Here is an 18,476-nt window from a genome sequence, read left to right as displayed (position 1 = left end):
GCCGCTGGTGGACCTGCACCCAGAGGGTACCCGCCTGCCCGCCGAGACGCGCCTGGCCGAGGCGCGGCGGCTGGCGCAGGCCGAGGCGCGGCAGCCCTTCGATCTCGCGCGCGGCCCGCTGCTGCGCGCCCGCCTGCTGCGCCTCGAACCAACCGAGCATATCCTGGTGCTGGCGATCCATCACAGCATCAGCGATGGCTGGTCGATGGGCGTGCTGTTCGACGAGCTGGCGACGGGCTATGCGGCGGCGCGCAGCGGGGAGCGGGCGGAGCTGCCCGATCTGCCGATTCAGTACGCCGACTTTGCCGCCTGGCAGCGCCAGTGGTTGCAGGGCGAGGTGCTCGATCAGCAGCTTGCCTACTGGCGGCAGCAGCTCGGCGGGGCACCCTTTGGGTCTGGCACCCCTGCGCCGCCCGTGCTTGAGCTGCCCACCGATCGCCCGCGCCCGGCCCGCCAGACCGCCAACGGCTCGCGCCATGATCTGCTTCTGCCCCAGCGTCTCGCCGATGCGCTCGCGGCGCTGAGCCAGCAGGAGGGCACGACGCTGTTCATGACGCTGCTGGCGGCGTTTGATGTGCTGCTACATCGCTACAGCGGCCACGATGACATCGTCGTCGGCTCGCCGATCGCCGGGCGGACGCAGCCTGAAACCAAACACCTGATCGGCTGCTTCATCAACACGCTCGCGCTGCGCACCGATCTGTCGGGCAATCCAACGTTCCGCGCGCTGCTCCATCGCGTGCGCGAGGTCTGTCTCCAGGCATATGCCCATCAAGAGCTGCCCTTCGAGAAGCTGGTCGAGGAGCTTCAGCCCGATCGCGATCCCAGCCACACGCCGATCTTCCAGGTGCTATTCGTGCTGCAAAACATCCCGGCGGAAGCGCAGGAGATGGGCGGCATCCGGCTCACGCGCTTCGTCGTCGATACCCAAACGACCACCTTCGACCTGACGCTGACGATCGAGGACACGGCTGAGGGGCTGAAGAGCACGTTTATCTACAACACCGACCTCTTCGACCGAACGACGATCGAGCGCATGGCCGCGCACTGGCAGACGCTACTGGCGGGCATCGTCGCCGCTCCCGACCTGCGGATCGCCGATCTGCCACTGCTGAGCATGGCCGAGCGCCAGCAGATCGTCGTGGAGTGGAACGCCACCGCGCAGGAATACCCGCACGACGCCTGTCTACACCAGTTGTTCGAGGCGCAGGCCGCGCGCACGCCCGACGCCATCGCAGCCACATACGAGGGGCGGAGCCTGACCTACGCGCAGCTCAACGCCCGCGCCAATCAACTGGCCCACTATCTCCGCGCGCTGGGCATCCAGCCGGAGACACCCGTCGCGATCTCGGTGGAGCGCTCGATCGAGCTGCTGGTGGGGCTGCTCGGCATTCTCAAGGCGGGCGGCGTGTACGTGCCCGTCGACCCGGCCTATCCCCACGAGCGCATCCAGTTGATCCTGCAAGACACGCAGGCTCCTGTGCTGCTGACCCAGCAGCGTCTTGCCGAGCGGCTACCGGAATCGCAGGCGCGAGTCGTACGCCTCGACGCCGACTGGCCGAAGATCGCGGGGCAGCCAGACGAACCAGCCAGCGCCCAGGTTTCCGCCGAGCATCTGGCCTACATGATCTACACCTCCGGCTCGACCGGACGGCCCAAAGGCGTGCAGGTGACACACCGCGCGATTGTCAACCGGCTCTGCTGGAGCCAGGCCAACTACCCGCTGACCACCGACGACCGCGTGCTTCAGATTGCGTCGTTCAGCTTCGACATCGCGATCTGGGAGCTGGTCGGGCCGCTGCTGGCAGGCGCGCAGGTGCTCCTGGCTCCAAACGGCGCGCAGCAAGAGAGCGCCGCGCTGGTGGCGTTCATGGCCGAGCAGCAGGTGACAGTCGCGCACTTTGTGCCGTCGCTGCTGGGCGTGCTGCTGGACGAGCCGGGTCTGGATGCCTGCCGCGCGCTGCGCTGCGTCTTCTGCGGCGGCGAGGCGCTGCCCACCGATCTGCCGCAGCGCTTCCGCGATCGGCTGCCCGCCGATCTGATCCAGCTCTACGGCCCGACCGAGGCGTCGATCAACGCGACCGCCTGGACCTGCCAGCCGGATCTGCCGCTGCGTCGCATCCCGATCGGACGCCCGATCGCCAACACGCGGGTGCATGTGCTGGATGCGCGGATGCAGCCAGTGCCGATCGGCGTGGCGGGCGAGCTGCATATTGGCGGCGACGGGCTGGCGCGCGGCTATCTCTACCGCCCCGATCTGACCGCCGCGCGCTTCGTGCCCGATCCGTTCAGCCAAACAGGGGGTGCGCGGCTCTACCGCACCGGCGATCTGGCGCGCTACCTGCCCGACGGCAACGTCGAGTTCCTGGGCCGCGCCGACCATCAGGTCAAGCTTCGCGGCTTCCGCATCGAGCTGGGCGAGATCGAGGCCGTGCTGCTCCAGCATCCCGCCGTGCAGGAGGCGATCGTCGTCGCGCGGGAAGATGCCTCGGCGTCGGGCGGACGCGCAGACGTGCGGCTGGTGGCGTATATCGTCGGGGAAGAACAAGGGAACAAGGGAACAAGGGAACAAAAGGAGCACCAAACAATACACTCCCCCTCTCCTATGCAAGGGGAGAGGGCGGGTGCCGGTGAGGACCTCCTCCCGACTCCCAACCCCCGCCCCCTGGCCCCTGACCTCAGGGCGTACCTGCAAGAGCGTCTCCCCGCGTACATGGTGCCAAGCGCGTTCGTCTTTCTGGATGCGCTGCCGCTGAATGCCAACGGCAAGCTCGACCGCCGCGCGCTGCCCGCGCCGGAGTGGAGCGGCACCGAGCAGCGCGCTAGCTTCGTCGGGCCGCGCAGCGAGCTTGAGGAGGTGCTGGCCGAGATCTGGGCCGAGCTGCTGCCTGCCGCGCGCATCGGCGTCTTCGACAGCTTCTTCGAGCTGGGCGGACACTCGCTGCTGGCGACGCGGCTCGTCTCGCGCATTCGCGAAACCTTCCAGGTCGAAGTCCCGCTGCGCAGCCTGTTCGAGTCGCCGACGATCGCGCAGTTGAACGAGCTGATCGAAGCGCTGCTGATCGAGCAACTGCAAGCGCTGTCCGACGACGAAGTCAAGCGATTGGCATCCGACGACGAGCCGCTGATCCCAGCCAGTTAAGAGGCAGACATGACCACATCTGATCAAGCTCCAACGACCCAGCCCGACCTCTCGCCCGAACGACGGGCGCTGCTTGAGCGCTGGAAGCGCGGCGCGCGGGCCAGGCCCGCCGCCACGACGATCACGCGCCGCTCCACCGCCGAGCCTGCGCCGCTCTCGTTCGCGCAGCAGCGGCTCTGGTTTCTCGACCAGTTCGAGCAGGATACGGCGCTCTACAATCTGCCTGAGATCTATCGCGTCAGCGGCACGCTCAGCCTGGATGCCCTGCGGCACGGGCTGGATGCGGTCGTCGCCCGCCATGAGACGCTGCGGACCACGTTTGCTAATGTCGGCGGCGAGCCGACGCTGACGATCAGCCCGCCGCGTCCGGTCTTCCTGAAGATCGTCGATGTGCGCGAGCACGACCCGCTGGAGCGTGAGGCGGTCGCGCTCCAGATGGCGATCGAGGAGTCGCAGCGCCCGTTCGATCTGACGCTTGGCCCGATGGTGCGCGCCATGCTGGTGCAACTGGACGAGCAGGAGTATATCCTGCTGCTCAACATGCACCATATCGCCTCGGATGGCTGGTCGCACAACATCTTCGTCCGCGAGCTGGCGGCGTTCTACGAAGCCTACGTCACGCAGCAGCCAGCGTCGCTGCCGGAGCTGTCGATCCAGTATGCCGACTTTGCCGCCTGGCAGCGGCAGTGGCTCCAGGGCGAAGTGCTCGACCGAATGCTGGCCTACTGGCGGCGGCAGCTAGGCGGGGCACCCTTTGGGTCTGGCACTCCCGTGCCGACGCTCGACCTGCCCGCTGATCGCCCCCGCCCGGCGATGCAGACGCACAACGGCGCGGTCGAGTGGGTCCGGCTGCCCAGGGATCTGACCGAGAAGCTGAAGCAGCTCAGCCAGCAGGAAGGCGCGACGCTGTTCATGACGCTGCTCGCCGCGTGGCAGACGCTGCTCGCGCGCTACACCGGCCAGCACGACGTGACGGTCGGCACGTTTATCGCCAACCGCAACCAGGCGGCGATCGAAGGGCTGATCGGCTTTTTCGTCAACACGCTGGCGCTGCGCACCCGCCTCCACGGCAATCCCAGCTTCCGCGAGGTGGTGCAGCGCGCGCGGACCACCGCCCTTGAGGCGTACGCGCATCAAGATCTGCCCTTCGAGCAACTGCTCGACGATCTGAACGTCACGCGCGATACCAGTCGCTCGCCGCTCTTCCAGACGATGCTGGTGCTGCAAACCGCGACGACCAACTTCCTTGAGCTGCCGGGCATCTCGCTGCGCCTGATGGAGGTCGATAGCGGCACGTCGCGCTTCGACCTGACGCTGGTGTTGCGCGAAACCGAGGCGGGACTGACCGGCGCTGCCGAGTTCAACATCGATCTCTTCGATCCGGCGACGATCGCGCGGCTGATGGGCCACTATCAGGTGTTGCTCGAAGCCTGCGTCGACAATCCCGACCAGCCGATCGCGACGCTGCCGCTGCTGACGGCGCTGGAGCAGCGCCAGCTCTTCGAGGTGTGGAACGCCACGCAGGCCCCCTACCCGCAGACGACGCTGCACCGGCTGGTCGAGGAGCAGACCGCGCGCACGCCCGACGCGGTGGCTGTCGTCTTCGAGGAGCAGGCGGCCACCTTCAGCGAGCTGGATCGACGGGCCAACCGGCTTGCCAACACCCTACGCGCCCTGGGCGTGGGCGGGTGCCCTCAGGGCGAGACGCGGGTCGCGCTCTGCGTCGATCGCTCGGTCGATCTGGTCGTCGGGCTGCTCGGAGTGCTCAAGGCGGGCGGCGCGTATGTGCCGCTGGACGCCGACTATCCGCTGGAGCGGCTGCACTTTATGATCGAAGATGCGCGCGTGCCCGTGATGGTCACGCAGAGCCATCTGCAAGCCGCGCTGCAACTCGATCAGATCCGGCATCCGATGCGCGTGCTATGCCTGGACACCGACGCGGCAATGATCGCCGCAGCCGACGACGCGCCGCCGAGCGGCGCTGTGAGCGCCGAGAACCTGGCGTATATCATCTACACCTCCGGCTCGACCGGCAAGCCCAAAGGCGTGCAGCTTACCCACGGGATGGTGGTCAACTTCCTGGCCTCGATGCAGCGGCAGCCCGGCCTGACCGCCGACGATACGCTGCTGGCGATTACCAGCCTCTCGTTCGACATCGCGGGGCTGGAGCTATTCCTGCCGCTGATGATCGGCGCGCGCGTGGTCATCGTCAGCCGCGCGGTCGCCGCCGACGGAGAGCAGCTTCGCGATGCGATCGTCGCGTCGGGCGCGACCGTCATGCAGGCGACGCCCTCCACCTGGCGGCTGCTGCTCGGCGCAGGGGATTCGGTCGGGCGTCCGCTCAAGGCGCTCTGCGGCGGCGAGGCGCTCTCGCGCGATCTGGCCCGGCAACTGCTGGAGCGGCATGAGTCGCTCTGGAACATGTACGGCCCGACCGAGACGACGATCTGGTCGGCGGTGCATCAGATCGAGCGGGGCATGCCCGTGGTGATCGGCCATCCGATCGCCAACACGCAGATCTACATGCTCGACGCAAACCTGCAACCGCTGCCGATCGGCGTGCCCGGTGAGCTGCACATCGGCGGCGCGGGCGTGGCGCGGGGCTACCTCAACCGGCCCGATCTGACCGCCGAGCGCTTCATTCCCAATCCGTTCAGCCAAACCGGGTACCCGCAGGGTGGCGCGCGGCTCTACAAAACCGGCGACCTGGCGCGCTTCCGCATGGACGGCACGATCGAATTTTTGGGCCGGATCGACTATCAGGTCAAGGTGCGCGGCTACCGGATCGAGCTGGGCGATATCGAGGCTGCGCTGCTGCAACACGATGCCGTGCGTGAGGCGGTGGTCGTGGCGCGCGAGGATGCAGGACACACGCGGCTGGTGGCGTATGTCGTAGAGAGCAAAGAACAGCAGAACCAAGCAGATTCCGCCAGTTCTCGGTTCCGGGTGCCCTCTGGTCATGGCACCCCGCGTCTTGGTTCTTCGGAGCTGCGCGCCTTCTTGAAGGACAAGCTGCCGGAGTATATGATCCCGGCGGTGTTTATGGTGCTGGACGCGCTGCCGCTGACGCCCAACGGCAAGGTCGATCGTAAGGCCTTGCCCGCGCTGGATGGCTTCCGGCCCGATCTCAAGGCCGCCTATGTCGCGCCGCGCACACCGGATGAAGAAAAGCTCGCCGCGATCTGGTCGGAGCTGCTCGGCGTCAAGCAGGTGGGCGTGCAGGATAACTTCTTCGAGCTTGGCGGCGACTCGCTCCAGGTGATTCGGGTCGTCGCCAAAGCCAGCCAGGCCGGGATCAAGATCACCACCAAGCAGGTCTTTCAGCACCAGACGATCGCCGAGCTTGCCGCGCAGATCGGCGTGATGTCGATCGTGGCCGAGCAGGGATTGGTGACGGGCGTCGTGCCGTTTACGCCCGCCGAGCGCGAGTTTCTGGAGCGCAACCATCCCAACCCGCACTACTACAGCATCGCGTTCCTGCTGGAGGCCGAGGAGTCGCTCGACGCGGCGCTGGTAGAGCGGGCGCTGCGCCATCTGGTGCTGCACCACGACTCGCTGCGCATGCGGTTTGTCGAAGGCGAGGCCGGGCCGCGGCTCGTCAACGACGGCCCCTTCGAGTCGCTGCCCTTTGAGCAGGTCGATCTTTCCGGGCTATCCGAGGTCAGACAGGGCGTGGCGATCAAGGCCAGGATCGCCGAGATCCAGACGAGCTTCGATCTGGCGCGCGGGCCGCTGATGCACAGCGTGCTCTTCGATCTCGGCCCCAGCCAGCCGAACAAGCTGCTGCTGGTCTGCCATTACTTCACGGCGGATCTGCTCTCGTGGCAAATCCTGCTGGCGGATCTGGATCTGGCCTACCGGCAGCTTCGGCGCGGCGAGACGATCAGCCTGCCCGCGAAGACGACCTCACGCCAGCAGTGGGGCCAGCGGCTCAACGAGCACGCCCACTCGGCGGCGATCTGCCAGGAGCTCGCCTACTGGCAATCGGAGTCGCGCCGCGCGGTGCCGTCGATCCCGCTCGACTTCCCCGACGGCGTGCGCACGATCGACACGTACCGCCCCGTCTCGGTCTTCCTGAGCGTCGAAGAGACGCAAGCGCTGATGCGCGAGATCAAGCTGGCGCAGGGCACCTCGATCGATGACGTGCTGCTGACCGCGCTGCTCCAGACGATCGCCGAGTGGTCGGGCAACCGCACGCTGCTGGTCGATCTGCTGGCCCACGGACGCGTGACGATGTTCGAGGATATGGACGTGGCGCGCACGATGGGCTGGCTGAACATCACCTATCCGGTGCTGCTCGATCTCGAAACAGCGGCGGAGCCGGGCGCGGCGCTCAAGGCCGTCCGCAGGCAGATGCGGCAGGTGCCGAACCACGGCATGGGCTACAGCCTGCTGCGCCACCTGAACACCGATCCGGCGATCATGGAGCAGATGCGCGCGCTGCCTCCGGCGCAGCTCAACTTCAACTACATGGGCGCGCTCACGCCGGGGCTGTCGCTGTTCCGGCTGGCGGGCGCGTTCGGCGGCCATCGCCACGACCTCACATCGATCCGCCCGCATCCGCTGGTCGTCAACGGCACGCTGGTCGGCGATCGGCTGCGCATGGACTGGCTCTACAGCGAGAACGTCCACGAGCGCGCCACGATCGAGCGGCTGGCGGCATCCTACAGCACGGCGCTCAAAGCGCTGACCGACTACTTCCAGGCTCACAAGGGACGCTAACCACGCGGTACGTGCATCGAGGAGTATCACACCATGGCACAACGGACTCTGGCCCGTGGTATGGGAACCTTCCTGACCATCTGGTTCGGACAGCTTATCTCGCTGATCGGCTCCGGCCTGACAGCCTTCGCGCTCGGCGTGTGGGTTTATCAGCAGACCGGCTCGGCGACGCAGTTTGCGCTGATCACCTTTTCGTTTGCGCTTCCGGGCATCCTGCTCTTCCCGATCGCGGGCGCGCTGGTCGATCGCTGGGACCGGCGCTGGGTGATGATCATCAGCGATACCGGCGCTGGCCTGGCCTCGCTGACGATCGCGCTGCTGCTGATGAGCGGCAATCTCCAGATCTGGCACATCTATCTGGCCGTCGCCGCCAGCGCCAGCTTCAACACCTTCCAGGTTCCGGCCTACAACGCGGCGATGACGATGATCGTGCCCAAGGAGCAGCTTGGACGCGCCAACGGGCTGGTCGAGGTGGCGAACTCGATCGCGCCGATCGTCGCGCCGATGCTGGCCGGCCTGCTGGTCGTCACCATCGACCTTGAGGGCGTGATCCTGGTCGACATGGTCACGTTCGTCTTCGCGGTGCTGACGCAGTTGATGGTGCGCATTCCCAGCCCGGAGCGGACGCCGGAGGGCGCGGCGGGGCAGGGCTCGCTGCTGCGCGAGGCGACCTACGGCTGGACCTACGTCGCGGCGCGGCCCGGTCTGCTGGGCCTGCTGATCTTTTTCGCGATCATCAACTTCGCCTTCGGCGTGACGCAGGTCTTGCTGCCGCCGCTGGTGCTCCAGATCGCCTCGCCGACCGCGCTGGGCACGGTCGTCTCGATCGGCGGCATCGGCATGCTGGTGGGCGGGATGGTCATGAGCGCCTGGGGCGGTCCCAAGCGCCGCGCGCTTGGCGTCTTCGGCTTCGGCATCCTGTTTGGCGTGAGCATCATGCTGGCGGGCGTTCGCTCGTGGATTCCGCTGATCGCCGTCGCCTCGTTCTGCCAGCTCTTCTGGATTCCGCTGATCAACGGGTGCAGCCGCACGATCTGGCAGCTCAAGGTCGCGCCCGATGTGCAGGGCCGCGTCTTTGCGATCCGCATGATGATCGCCTGGTCGACCACGCCGCTGGCGTATCTGATCGCGGGGCCGCTGGCGGATGGATTGTTCGAGCCGCTGCTGGTAGAGAATGGCGCGCTGGCGGGCAGCGTCGGGCAGATCATCGGCACCGGAACGGGGCGCGGCATCGGCTTGCTGTTCATCGTGCTGGGGCTGATCCCGATCGTGGCCGGTATCGCCGGGCTGCTCAACCCGCGCACGCGGCGCGTCGAGCAGGAGATCCCCGACGCGATCGTCCGCGAGGCGCGCCAGGCAGCCGAGCCGGTGTCGCCGGATCTGGTTCCCGCCGCCGCGCAGGATTGATCTTTTTCCTCAGAATCCCGGTACACTACATGCCAGAACGATACACCAGGCTGATCGACGATCGGCATGTAGTATATGCTGCGGATGTGGGATTGAGATGACAGAACGGATTGAGCTAACGAAGCCGGAGATTATGAGCCCGGCGGGATACTGGCCGCAGTTGCAGGCCGCGATCGAGGCCGGTGCCGACGCGGTCTACTTCGGCCTCAAGCATTTTACGGCTCGCGCCAAAGTCGGCTTTGCGCTGGACGAGCTGCCCGATGTGATGCGCACGCTGCATCGGCGCGGCGTGAAAGGCTACGTCACCTTCAACACGCTGGTCTTCGACCACGAGCTGCGCGAGGCGGCCAAAACACTGGCGGCGATTGCCGAGGCGGGCGCGGACTCGATCATCGTGCAGGATGTGGGCATCGCGCAGCTCGCGCACCGGATCGCGCCTGAGCTGGATGTTCACGGCAGCACGCAGATGAGCATCACCAGCGCGGAGGGCATTCACCTGGCGCAGCAGCTTGGCGTGCGGCGCGTGGTGCTGGCGCGCGAGCTATCGCTGGATGAGATCCGCGCGATTCGCGCCGCGACCGAGTGTGAGCTGGAGATGTTCGTGCATGGCGCGCTGTGCGTCTCCTACTCCGGCCAGTGCTTCTCGTCGGAAGCCTGGGGCGGTCGCAGCGCCAACCGTGGGCAGTGCGCCCAGGCATGTCGGCTGCCGTACGAGATGATCGTCGACGAGCGGGTCAAGCCGCTGGCCGACGCGCGCTATCTGCTCTCGCCGGGCGACCTCTACGCGCTGCATCACATCCCGGAGATTGTGCAGATCGGCGTGTCGGCGCTCAAGATCGAGGGGCGCTACAAAGACGCCAACTATGTCGCGCTGACGACCAGCGCCTACCGCAAGGCGGTCGACGAGGCCTGGGCCGGATTACCGCTGAGCGCGAGCCGCGCCGAGGAGATCCAGCTTGAGCAGGTCTATTCGCGTGGCCTGGGCGATTATTTCGTCGGCGGCACCAACCATCAGGCGGTGGTCAGCGGACGATCGCCGCGCCATCGCGGAGTGCTGATGGGCCGTGTCGCGCGCGTGCTGCCCGACAGCGTGGTGATCGCGCCCGATCCGGCTACCGCAGCCGCGCCGCTCAAAGCGGGCGATGGCGTGGTCTTCGACGCGGCGGACTGGCGCAGCCCGGAGATCGCCGAGGAAGGCGGGCGGATCTATCACGTCACGCCGCTGCGCGGCGGCCATTTGGAGATCCGCTTCGGCCCCGGCGTGCTCAACACCGGGCGCATCAGAGCGGGCGATCTGCTCTGGCGCACCGACGATCCCGATCTCGACAGGGCCGCTCGCCCATTCACCCAGGCGAGCGCGCCGCTCCACCGGCAGCCGGTGCAGATCCGTGTGACGGCGCACGAGGGCGCGCCGCTGGAAGTCGAGTGGACGCTGGCCGAGCAGCCGCAGGTGCGAGTCGTGGTGCGCTCGCCTGAGCCGCTCAGGGCTGCGCAGCGCCAGGCGCTCACGCCCGAATTCGCCCGCGAGCAGCTTGGTCGTCTGGGCACCACGCCGTACGCCCTGGCCGACCTGAGCCTGGATCTGCGTGGACGACCGTTCGCGCCAAGCTCGTTGCTGAACAACCTGCGCCGCGAGGCCGTCGAGCAGCTGGCGACGTTGCAGCAGCAGCCGCGTCCCGTCACGCTGAGCGATCCGCTTGAGACACTGGAGGCCGCGCTGGCCCGGACCCGCCGCGCGACCACAGCGCCGGAGCCGGGCGCGCCGCAGTTGCATCTGCTCGTCCGCACGCCTGAGCAGTTGGAGGCGGCGCTCGATCTGCAACCGGCGAGCATCACGCTGGACTACCTTGAGCTGTACGGGCTGCGTCCGGCGGTGGAGCGCGTGCAGGCCAGCGGCATTACCGCGCGTGTCGCCAGCCCGCGCATCCTGAAGCCCAGCGAGCAGCGCGTTGTGCGCTTCTTGCTCAAGCTCGACTGTGAGATCCTGGTGCGATCCAGCGGCCTGCTGTACGCGCTGCGGGAGAGCGAGCATCCGCCGCTGATCGGCGATTTTAGCCTGAACGCGGCCAATGCGCTGTCGGCGGATCTGTTTCTCGACCTTGGACTGGAGCGCGTCACGCCGACCCACGATCTGAACGCGGCGCAGATCGCCAGCCTGGCCCGCAGCATCGGCGCGGAGAGCATCGAGGTGGTGGCGTACCAGCATCTACCCGTATTCCACACCGAGCACTGCGTCTTCTGCCGCTTCCTCTCCACCGGCACGAGCTTCAAGGATTGCGGGCATCCGTGCGAGAAACATCGCGTGGCGCTGCAAGACGTACACGGGCGCGCGCATCCGGTCATGGCCGACGTTGGCTGCCGCAACACCGTCTTCGGCGCGGAGGCACAGGAGGCCAGCCGCCATCTTGATCAGTGGCAGGGCGCGGCCATTCGGCATTTCCGCCTCGAATTCGTCCACGAAACCGCCGCGCAGGTAACGCAGATTGCCAGCGCGTTTTGGGAGACGCTCAGCGGCCAGCAATCGACGCATGACCTGGCGCAGCAGTTGCACCGGCTGGCTCCGCAGGGCACCACGCAGGGCAGCCTCTTTGTGCCCGATGCGTATCTCTCGCTGCCGATGTTGCAGTAATAACGATTATCGGTTGTAGGGCGACCCGCCGGGTCGCCCCTGCGAATACCGAATGTGATTGTCACAAACCAGCAGACCGACCTGCAATCATGCCGCGTACGCCTCCCAGCCAAAGCCCGCGATAGGCTGCGCTGGCTCCGCGACGACCTGGACGAGCAGGCGCTGAAACTGCGTCAGCAGATGCCGCATCCGCGCCGCACTGAACAGGTCGGCGTTATAGACCAGATCAAGCTGGATCGATCCCTCGGCCTCCTGGACGTAGAGCGTGAAATCGAACTTTGAGCCGATATTCGGCGGCGGCACGGCCTCGATCGTCAGCCTCGATAGCTCGGCGCGCACGTCAGGCACGTTGAGCATATTGAACACCACCTGAAACAGCGGCGTGTAGCGCGGATCGTGCGGCAGGTCGAGCGCTTGCAGCAGCACGCCGAGCGGCAAATACTGATGCGCGTACGCCGCCAGCGTCGTGGAGCGGACCCGGCCAAGCAGATCTTGAAAGGTGAGGTCGGCGTCGAGACGGAGACGCAGCGGCAGCGTATTGATGAACAGGCCGATCAGGTGCTCCGTCTCCGCCAGCACCCGCCCGGCGCTCGGCGAGCCAATGACCATATCGCTCTGGCCGGTGACACGCCACAGCCCAATGTTGAACGCCGCCAGCAGCGTCATAAAGAGCGTCGCCCCTTCGCTGCGGCTGAGGTCGCGAATCTGCCCACTCAACGTCTCAGGCAGCCGCAGGCTCTCCTGACCGCCCCTGAAGGTGCGTACTGCCGGACGCGGAAAATCGGTCGGCAGATGCAGCACGTGCGGCACGTCGGCCAACTGCTGCTTCCAGTGCGACAGCAGCCGATCGAGGACGTCGCCGGGTGCTCCTGGGTCGAGCCACCGTCGCTGCCAGATCGCATAATCGACGTACTGGATCGGCAGATCGGGCAGCGCCGCCGCATCCTGGGCAACATCTGCGGCGTAGAACGTCGCCAGCTCGCGCACAAACACGCTCACCGACCAGCCATCCGACACCATGTGATGCAGCGTCAGCAAGAGCACGTGCTCGGCGGGCGCGACACGCAGCACGGTGCAGCGCAGGAGCGGCCCCCGAGTCAGATCGAAGCGACGCAGGCCATCCTCATCGATGAGCCGCCGCACCTCGGCCTCGCGCTCGTGCGGCGGCAGCTCGGCGAGATCGACGACCGGCACATGCAGCGTAAGCTCAGGCGCGACGATCTGGATCGTCTGTCCGTCTAGCTCGGCGATTGTCGTGCGCAGCGCGCCATGCCGCCGCACCAGCTTGTTGAGGCTGCGCTCCAATGCGGCGATGTCCACGGCACCCCGCAGCCGCACCGCTGTCGGAATGTTGAAGGCCGGGTTGCCCGGATCGCGCCGATCGAAGGACCATAGCCGCTCCTGCGTAAACGAAAGCGGCGCGCGGTCGGCTCCCGTGGCACCGATCGGCGGCAGCGCAAGCGACTGACTCGTCTGGAGCGCCGCCTCGATCTGCTGGGCCAGCGCCGCGATCGTCGGAGCCTCGAAGACGCTGAGCAGCGACAGCTCGACCTGGAAGATCGATCGCACCTGCGAGACGACGCGCGTCGCCAGCAGCGAGTGCCCGCCTAGCTCGAAGAAGTTATCATGCAGGCCGATCCGATCGCGGCCCAGCACGCTCGACCAGATCGTCAGCAGCATATCGGTCACGTATGTGCGCGGCCCCACAGCCCCACCAACCAGATCCGAGCCGCCGGAATCCGGCAGCGGCAGCGCCCGAAGGTCGAGCTTACCGTTGGGCGAGAGCGGCAGCGCGTCCAGCACCACGAACGCGCTCGGCACCATGTAGGCGGGGAGACGTGCTCCCAGGAACTCGCGGAGGCCCAAGTTCCAAGTTCCAAGTTCCAAGTTTCGAGTTTCGGCTTCCTGGTGCGCCCAGAGGGCACCCGGTTCTTTGTGTGCCGGGTGCCCATGCCGGGTGCCCATGCCCAGAGGGCACCCGCATGGCACCCGCACGGCACCCGTTCCTTGTTCTTCGTTTTGTTCCCTTGTTCCTTTGTTCTGTTGTTCTACGACGTACGCCACCAGCCGCCTGTCGCCGTTCCGGTCCTCCCGCGCCAGCACCACGCACTGCCGCACAGCGGGATGCTGGCGTAGAGCAGCCTCGATCTCGCCCAGCTCGATGCGAAAGCCGCGCAGCTTGACCTGACGATCGCCGCGACCAAGAAACTCCAGGTTGCCGTCAGCGTGGTAGCGCGCCAGATCGCCCGTGCGGTAGAAGCGAGCGCCGGGCTGCTGCGCAAAGGGATCGGGCACGAAGCGCTCGGCGGTCAGATCAGGCCGATTGAGGTAGCCCCGCGCCACGCCCGCGCCGCCGATATACACTTCGCCGGTCGCGCCGATCGGCACCTGGCGCAACTGCGCGTCCAGCAGATACACCTGGACGTTCGGCAGCGGAACGCCGATCGGCAGCCTGGCGCTGCGGAGCCTGGCAGCCTGCGCACACGTCGTCTGGTAAAGCGTTGCCGCGACCGTCGCCTCGGTAGGTCCATAAGCATTGAACACCGGCAGGTCGCGGCCTACCACTCGGTGCCAGGATCGGATACTCGCCTGATCGGGGCTATCGCCGCCGACCAGCACCAGCCGCAGCGCGGGCATCATTGGCTGTGGCCCTGGATGCATATCGACGGCCCACTGCTGCCAGAAGGCGGCAGGCATGACGAGGAGCGTGATCGCCTGCCGCTCGCAGAGCCGGACCAGATCGGCGTTGCTGATCGCGGTAGTCGACGGCATCACGATCGTCGCGCCGAGCAGCAGCACCGGAAAGACGCTATCGACCGCCCCGTCGAAGCTGAGCGATGAGAACTGAAGCAGCCGATCATTCGGCATACAACCAAAGCGCTGCGTCATCGTCTGCGTGTGGTTGACCAGCGACCGATGCTCGATCAGCACGCCCTTGGGCCGTCCGGTGGAGCCCGACGTGTAGATCACGTACACCAGATGATCGGCGCACACGGGCACGTCCGGCTTCTCAACCGGGTGCCGGGCGATTGCGGGCCAATCCGTATCCAGGCGCAGCAGCCGCCCCTGAGTCGTCGCCAGCTCCGCCGCCAGCCGCTCCTGCGTGAGGATCACCGGCATCTGCGCATCCTCGATCATCAGCGACAGCCGCTCCTGGGGATAGCTCGGATCGAGCGGCACATAGCAGCCGCCCGCCTTGAGAATGCCGAGCAGCCCCACCAGCAGTTCGATCGAGCGATGGAGACACAGCCCGACCCGGCTCTCCGGCCCAACGCCCAGCGTCCGCAGCTCGTGCGCCAGTTGATTCGCGCGCTCGTCCAGCTCGCGATACGTCACCTGCGCCACGCTATCGCCCGCAGCATCCACGACGGCCAGCGCCACGGCGTCGGGCGTGCGCGCAACCTGCTCCTCGATCAGCTCATGGATCGTCACAGGGACGCGCGGCGCGCCGGTGGCATTCCACAGCGCCAGGAGATGTTGCTCGGCGGGCGTCAGCAGCGGCAGATCGGCCAGACGGCCGTAAGGATTCGCCGCCAGCGCCAGCAGCAGCGTGTGCAGATGCTCAAGATAGCGCGCGGCCTCGTCCGCCGCGAATCGCTGGCAATCGTAGCTGATTCGCAAGCCCAGCTCGGCACCCGGAAACGCGGCCACCGTCAGCGGATAGTTGGTCTGCTCGTAGAATTGAACATCCTCCAACCGAACACTGCCGGACCAGCTATCGGAAAGATCGGTCAGCGGATAGTTCTCAAAGACCAGTATGCTCTCGAACAATGGCTGGCCGGGCGGAACGTCCGCGCAGCGCTGGATCTCGACCAGCGGCAGGTACTGGTACTGCCAGAGCAGCGTTTGCTGCGCCTGAAGCTGCTGAAGCCAGGGCAGCACCTCCGCGTCGGGCGCTACCTGCACGCGCACCGGCAGCGTGTTGATGAACAGCCCAACCATCTGCTCGACGCCCGCGAGTTCGCCGGGCCGTCCTGAAACCGTCGCGCCAAAGAGCACATCGGCTGCGCCGCTGTACTGGCTGAGCACCAGCGCCCAGGCAGCCTGCACCAGCGTGTTCAACGTCAGGCCATGCTGGCGGGCAAATGCCTGAAGCAGCGCCGTGGCATCCGCCGAAAGCGTCAGGTCATGCTCGGCGGCGATTGTGGTCTGGTGGGCCTGGTGCGCGTGCCGCCCGTTCGCGCCAAGCGTCGGGGGCGTGGTAAAACCCTGGAGCGCTTGTCGCCAGAACTGCTCCGCGCGCAGCGTGTCCTGCTGCTGCAACCAGGCGATATAATCGCCGTATGGCCGCGAGCGCTCCATGCTTGGCGCACGACCGTCGTGGAACGCCTCGTAGCAGCGCAGCACCTCCGTCAGCAGCGGCGGCAGCGACCAGCCATCCAGCAAGATGTGGTGGTGGCTCCAGACGAAGCGGTAGGCATCGTCTGCGATTCGCGCCAGCGTCAGCCGCAGCAGCGGCGGCTGCGACAGCTCGAAGCCGCGCTGCCGTTCAGAGGCCAGATACGCGGCCAGGCTGGATGCCTGCTCCTCAGGCGACAGATCGCGCCAGTCCTGCCGCTCCACGCGCACCGGCACCGAGCGATAGACCACTTGCAGCGGCTTTTCGAGATTTTCCCAGTAGAAGGCCGTTCGCAGGATCGGATGGCGCGCGACGATCTCCTGCCAGGCACGCTCGAACGCGGCAATATCCAGCGCGCCGTGGAGCACGCAGCTCACCTGCTCGACATACACGCCCGAACCTGGCACCGTCGTCGAGTGAAACAGCATTCCCTGCTGCATCGGCGAAAGTTCGTAGATATTCTCGATCTGGTCGGCGCTCATCGTGGCGTCGCTCCTCCTTTGTTGCCGATCATCCCCAGCAGCTTATTCAGATCGCCCTGGCTGACTCTGGCCGCCGGAAAATCCGAGGGCGTGTAGCCGCCCGCCTCAGAGGCAAGGCAATGCCGGATCAGCGCCCGCAGCGCCGCCAGCGTGTGCTGCGCGAAGGCCTCGATCGTGGCGCGATGATGAAGCTGCTCGCTGTAGAGCCACTGCAAGCGCAACTGGCCGCCGCTGACGATGCCGCTGATCTCAAGCAGATAAGGCCGCTGCGCCTGCGGATCGACGTTGGGACCGCTCGACTCTGTGGCGGCGGCGAACAGCGACGACGCCTGCGACTGATCGGTCTGGCCCAGGTAGTTAAAATTAATCTCGGCGGGCGGCAGCAGCCGCAGCCCAGCCGCGCCATCGTTGGCGTTGAGGTAGCGCAGCAGGCCGTAGCCGATGCCGCGCCTGGGAATGTGCCGCAGGTGCTCCTTGACGGCCTTGAGCGCCGCGCCCGGATCGGACGTATGCGGCAGATCGAGCGCTACCGGAAAGACGCTGGTAAACCAGCCGACGGTTCGCGACAGATCGACACCGGCCAGCAGATCTTCGCGTCCGTGGCCTTCAACATCGAGCCGCAGCGCGTGCTGGCCGGTCCACGCCGCGAAGCCCTGGATCAGCGCGGTCAGCAGCACGTCGTTGATCTGGGTGTGATAGACCGGCGGCACGTCGTGGAGCAGCGCGCGCGTCTCCTCGGCGTCCAGCGCCAGCGTGATCTCGCGGGCGGTAGCGACCAGATTCGCGCCGTGTGGATTGTCGAGCGGCAGACGCGGCAGCGGACGATCCGCCAGCCGCAGCCAGTACGGCAGCTCGGCGTGCAGCGCGTCGGTCTGCGCGAAAGCGCTCACCTGCGCGGCCCAGCGCTGGAACGAGGTGGTTCTGGGCGGTAGCGCCACCGCCTCGCCGCGCGCAAGCTGGCGATAGGCCGTCTGAAGGTCGTCGACCAGAATCCGCCAGGATACGCCGTCGACCACTAGATGATGGATCACGAGCAGCACACGCTGCGGCTGATCCGCGCCGCGATCGAAGAGCACCACGCGCATCAGGGGGCCATGCGCCAGATCCAGGCTGGCCTGAGCGTCGGCGGCGGCCTGCTCGATCGCGGTCGGCTGCTCGGCCAGCGGCACCGCTGACAGATCGACGTGCGCGCAAGGGATGATGGGAGTATCGCCTGGATCGAACTGCTGCCAGCCGTGCGCGTCGCGGACAAAGCGCAGCCGCAGCGCGGCGTGCTGCCGCGCGAGATGCTGCACCGCCTGCTCCAGCAGCGCGAAATCGAGCGACTGACGCGGCTCCAGGAGCAGCGATTGGTTGAAATGCTGCGGGTTCGTCAGGCGTTGCTCGAAGAACCAGCGCTGGATCGGCGTCAGCGGCACCGGGCCGGGCGCTGCGTCTCCTTCGGCTTCGGCGACGGTCGTCAGCGTCGCAACAGCGGCCAGCTCGGCGACGGTCTGATGCTGGAAAAGCTGGCCCGGCGTAACATGGAGGCCCGCCTGGTTGGCCCGTGCGACGATCTGGATGCTCAAGATCGAGTCGCCGCCAAGCGCGAAGAAGTTATCGTGGATGCCGACGTGCTCCAGGCCCAATACGTCGGCCCAGATCCGCGCCAGCGTCGTCTCCGTCTCCGTCCGGGGCGCGACCAGCGTCGTCGGAGCGCTCGTGCGCTCCGGCTGGGGCAGCGCTTTGCGATCGACCTTGCCGTTGGGCGTCAGC

At 66.9% G+C, this 18,476-nt stretch carries 6 protein-coding genes; 4 read left to right on the top strand and 2 right to left on the bottom strand.

Translation table 11 applies throughout. From position 1 onward, the window contains the following. From VFZ66_10520 to VFZ66_10505, 4 genes are all read left to right on the top strand, one after another. Positions 1-3,142, top strand: a 3,142-nt coding sequence (locus VFZ66_10520) for an amino acid adenylation domain-containing protein (protein ID HEX6289615.1), incomplete at its 5' end; no start/stop codon positions are given. Positions 3,143-3,151: 9 nt separating this feature from the next. After that, positions 3,152-7,864 (top strand): amino acid adenylation domain-containing protein, encoded by a 4,713-nt coding sequence (locus VFZ66_10515; GenBank protein HEX6289614.1) that lies wholly within the window; start codon positions 3,152-3,154, stop codon positions 7,862-7,864. 33 nt (positions 7,865-7,897) lie between these two features. Then, positions 7,898-9,271: an MFS transporter gene (locus VFZ66_10510; protein HEX6289613.1), complete on the top strand. Its 1,374-nt coding sequence runs from the start codon at positions 7,898-7,900 to the stop codon at positions 9,269-9,271. A 97-nt stretch (positions 9,272-9,368) separates the two neighbouring features. Further along, positions 9,369-11,900 (top strand): DUF3656 domain-containing protein, encoded by a 2,532-nt coding sequence (locus VFZ66_10505; protein ID HEX6289612.1) that lies wholly within the window; start codon positions 9,369-9,371, stop codon positions 11,898-11,900. Between the two features lie 87 nt (positions 11,901-11,987). Here the strand turns inward: VFZ66_10505 and VFZ66_10500 are convergent, their stop codons facing one another. Next, positions 11,988-16,721 carry an amino acid adenylation domain-containing protein gene (locus VFZ66_10500; GenBank protein HEX6289611.1) on the bottom strand — a complete coding sequence of 1,578 codons (4,734 nt, stop codon included), beginning with the start codon at positions 16,719-16,721 and terminating at the stop codon, positions 11,988-11,990. Next, positions 16,718-18,476: condensation domain-containing protein (locus VFZ66_10495; protein ID HEX6289610.1), on the bottom strand; the 1,759-nt coding region annotated here is incomplete at its 5' end. The genes VFZ66_10500 and VFZ66_10495, both read right to left, overlap by 4 nt.

The organism is Herpetosiphonaceae bacterium, from assembly GCA_036374795.1.
GTDB lineage: Bacteria > Chloroflexota > Chloroflexia > Chloroflexales > Kallotenuaceae > LB3-1.
This window is presented reverse-complemented; position numbering and strand designations above follow the sequence as displayed.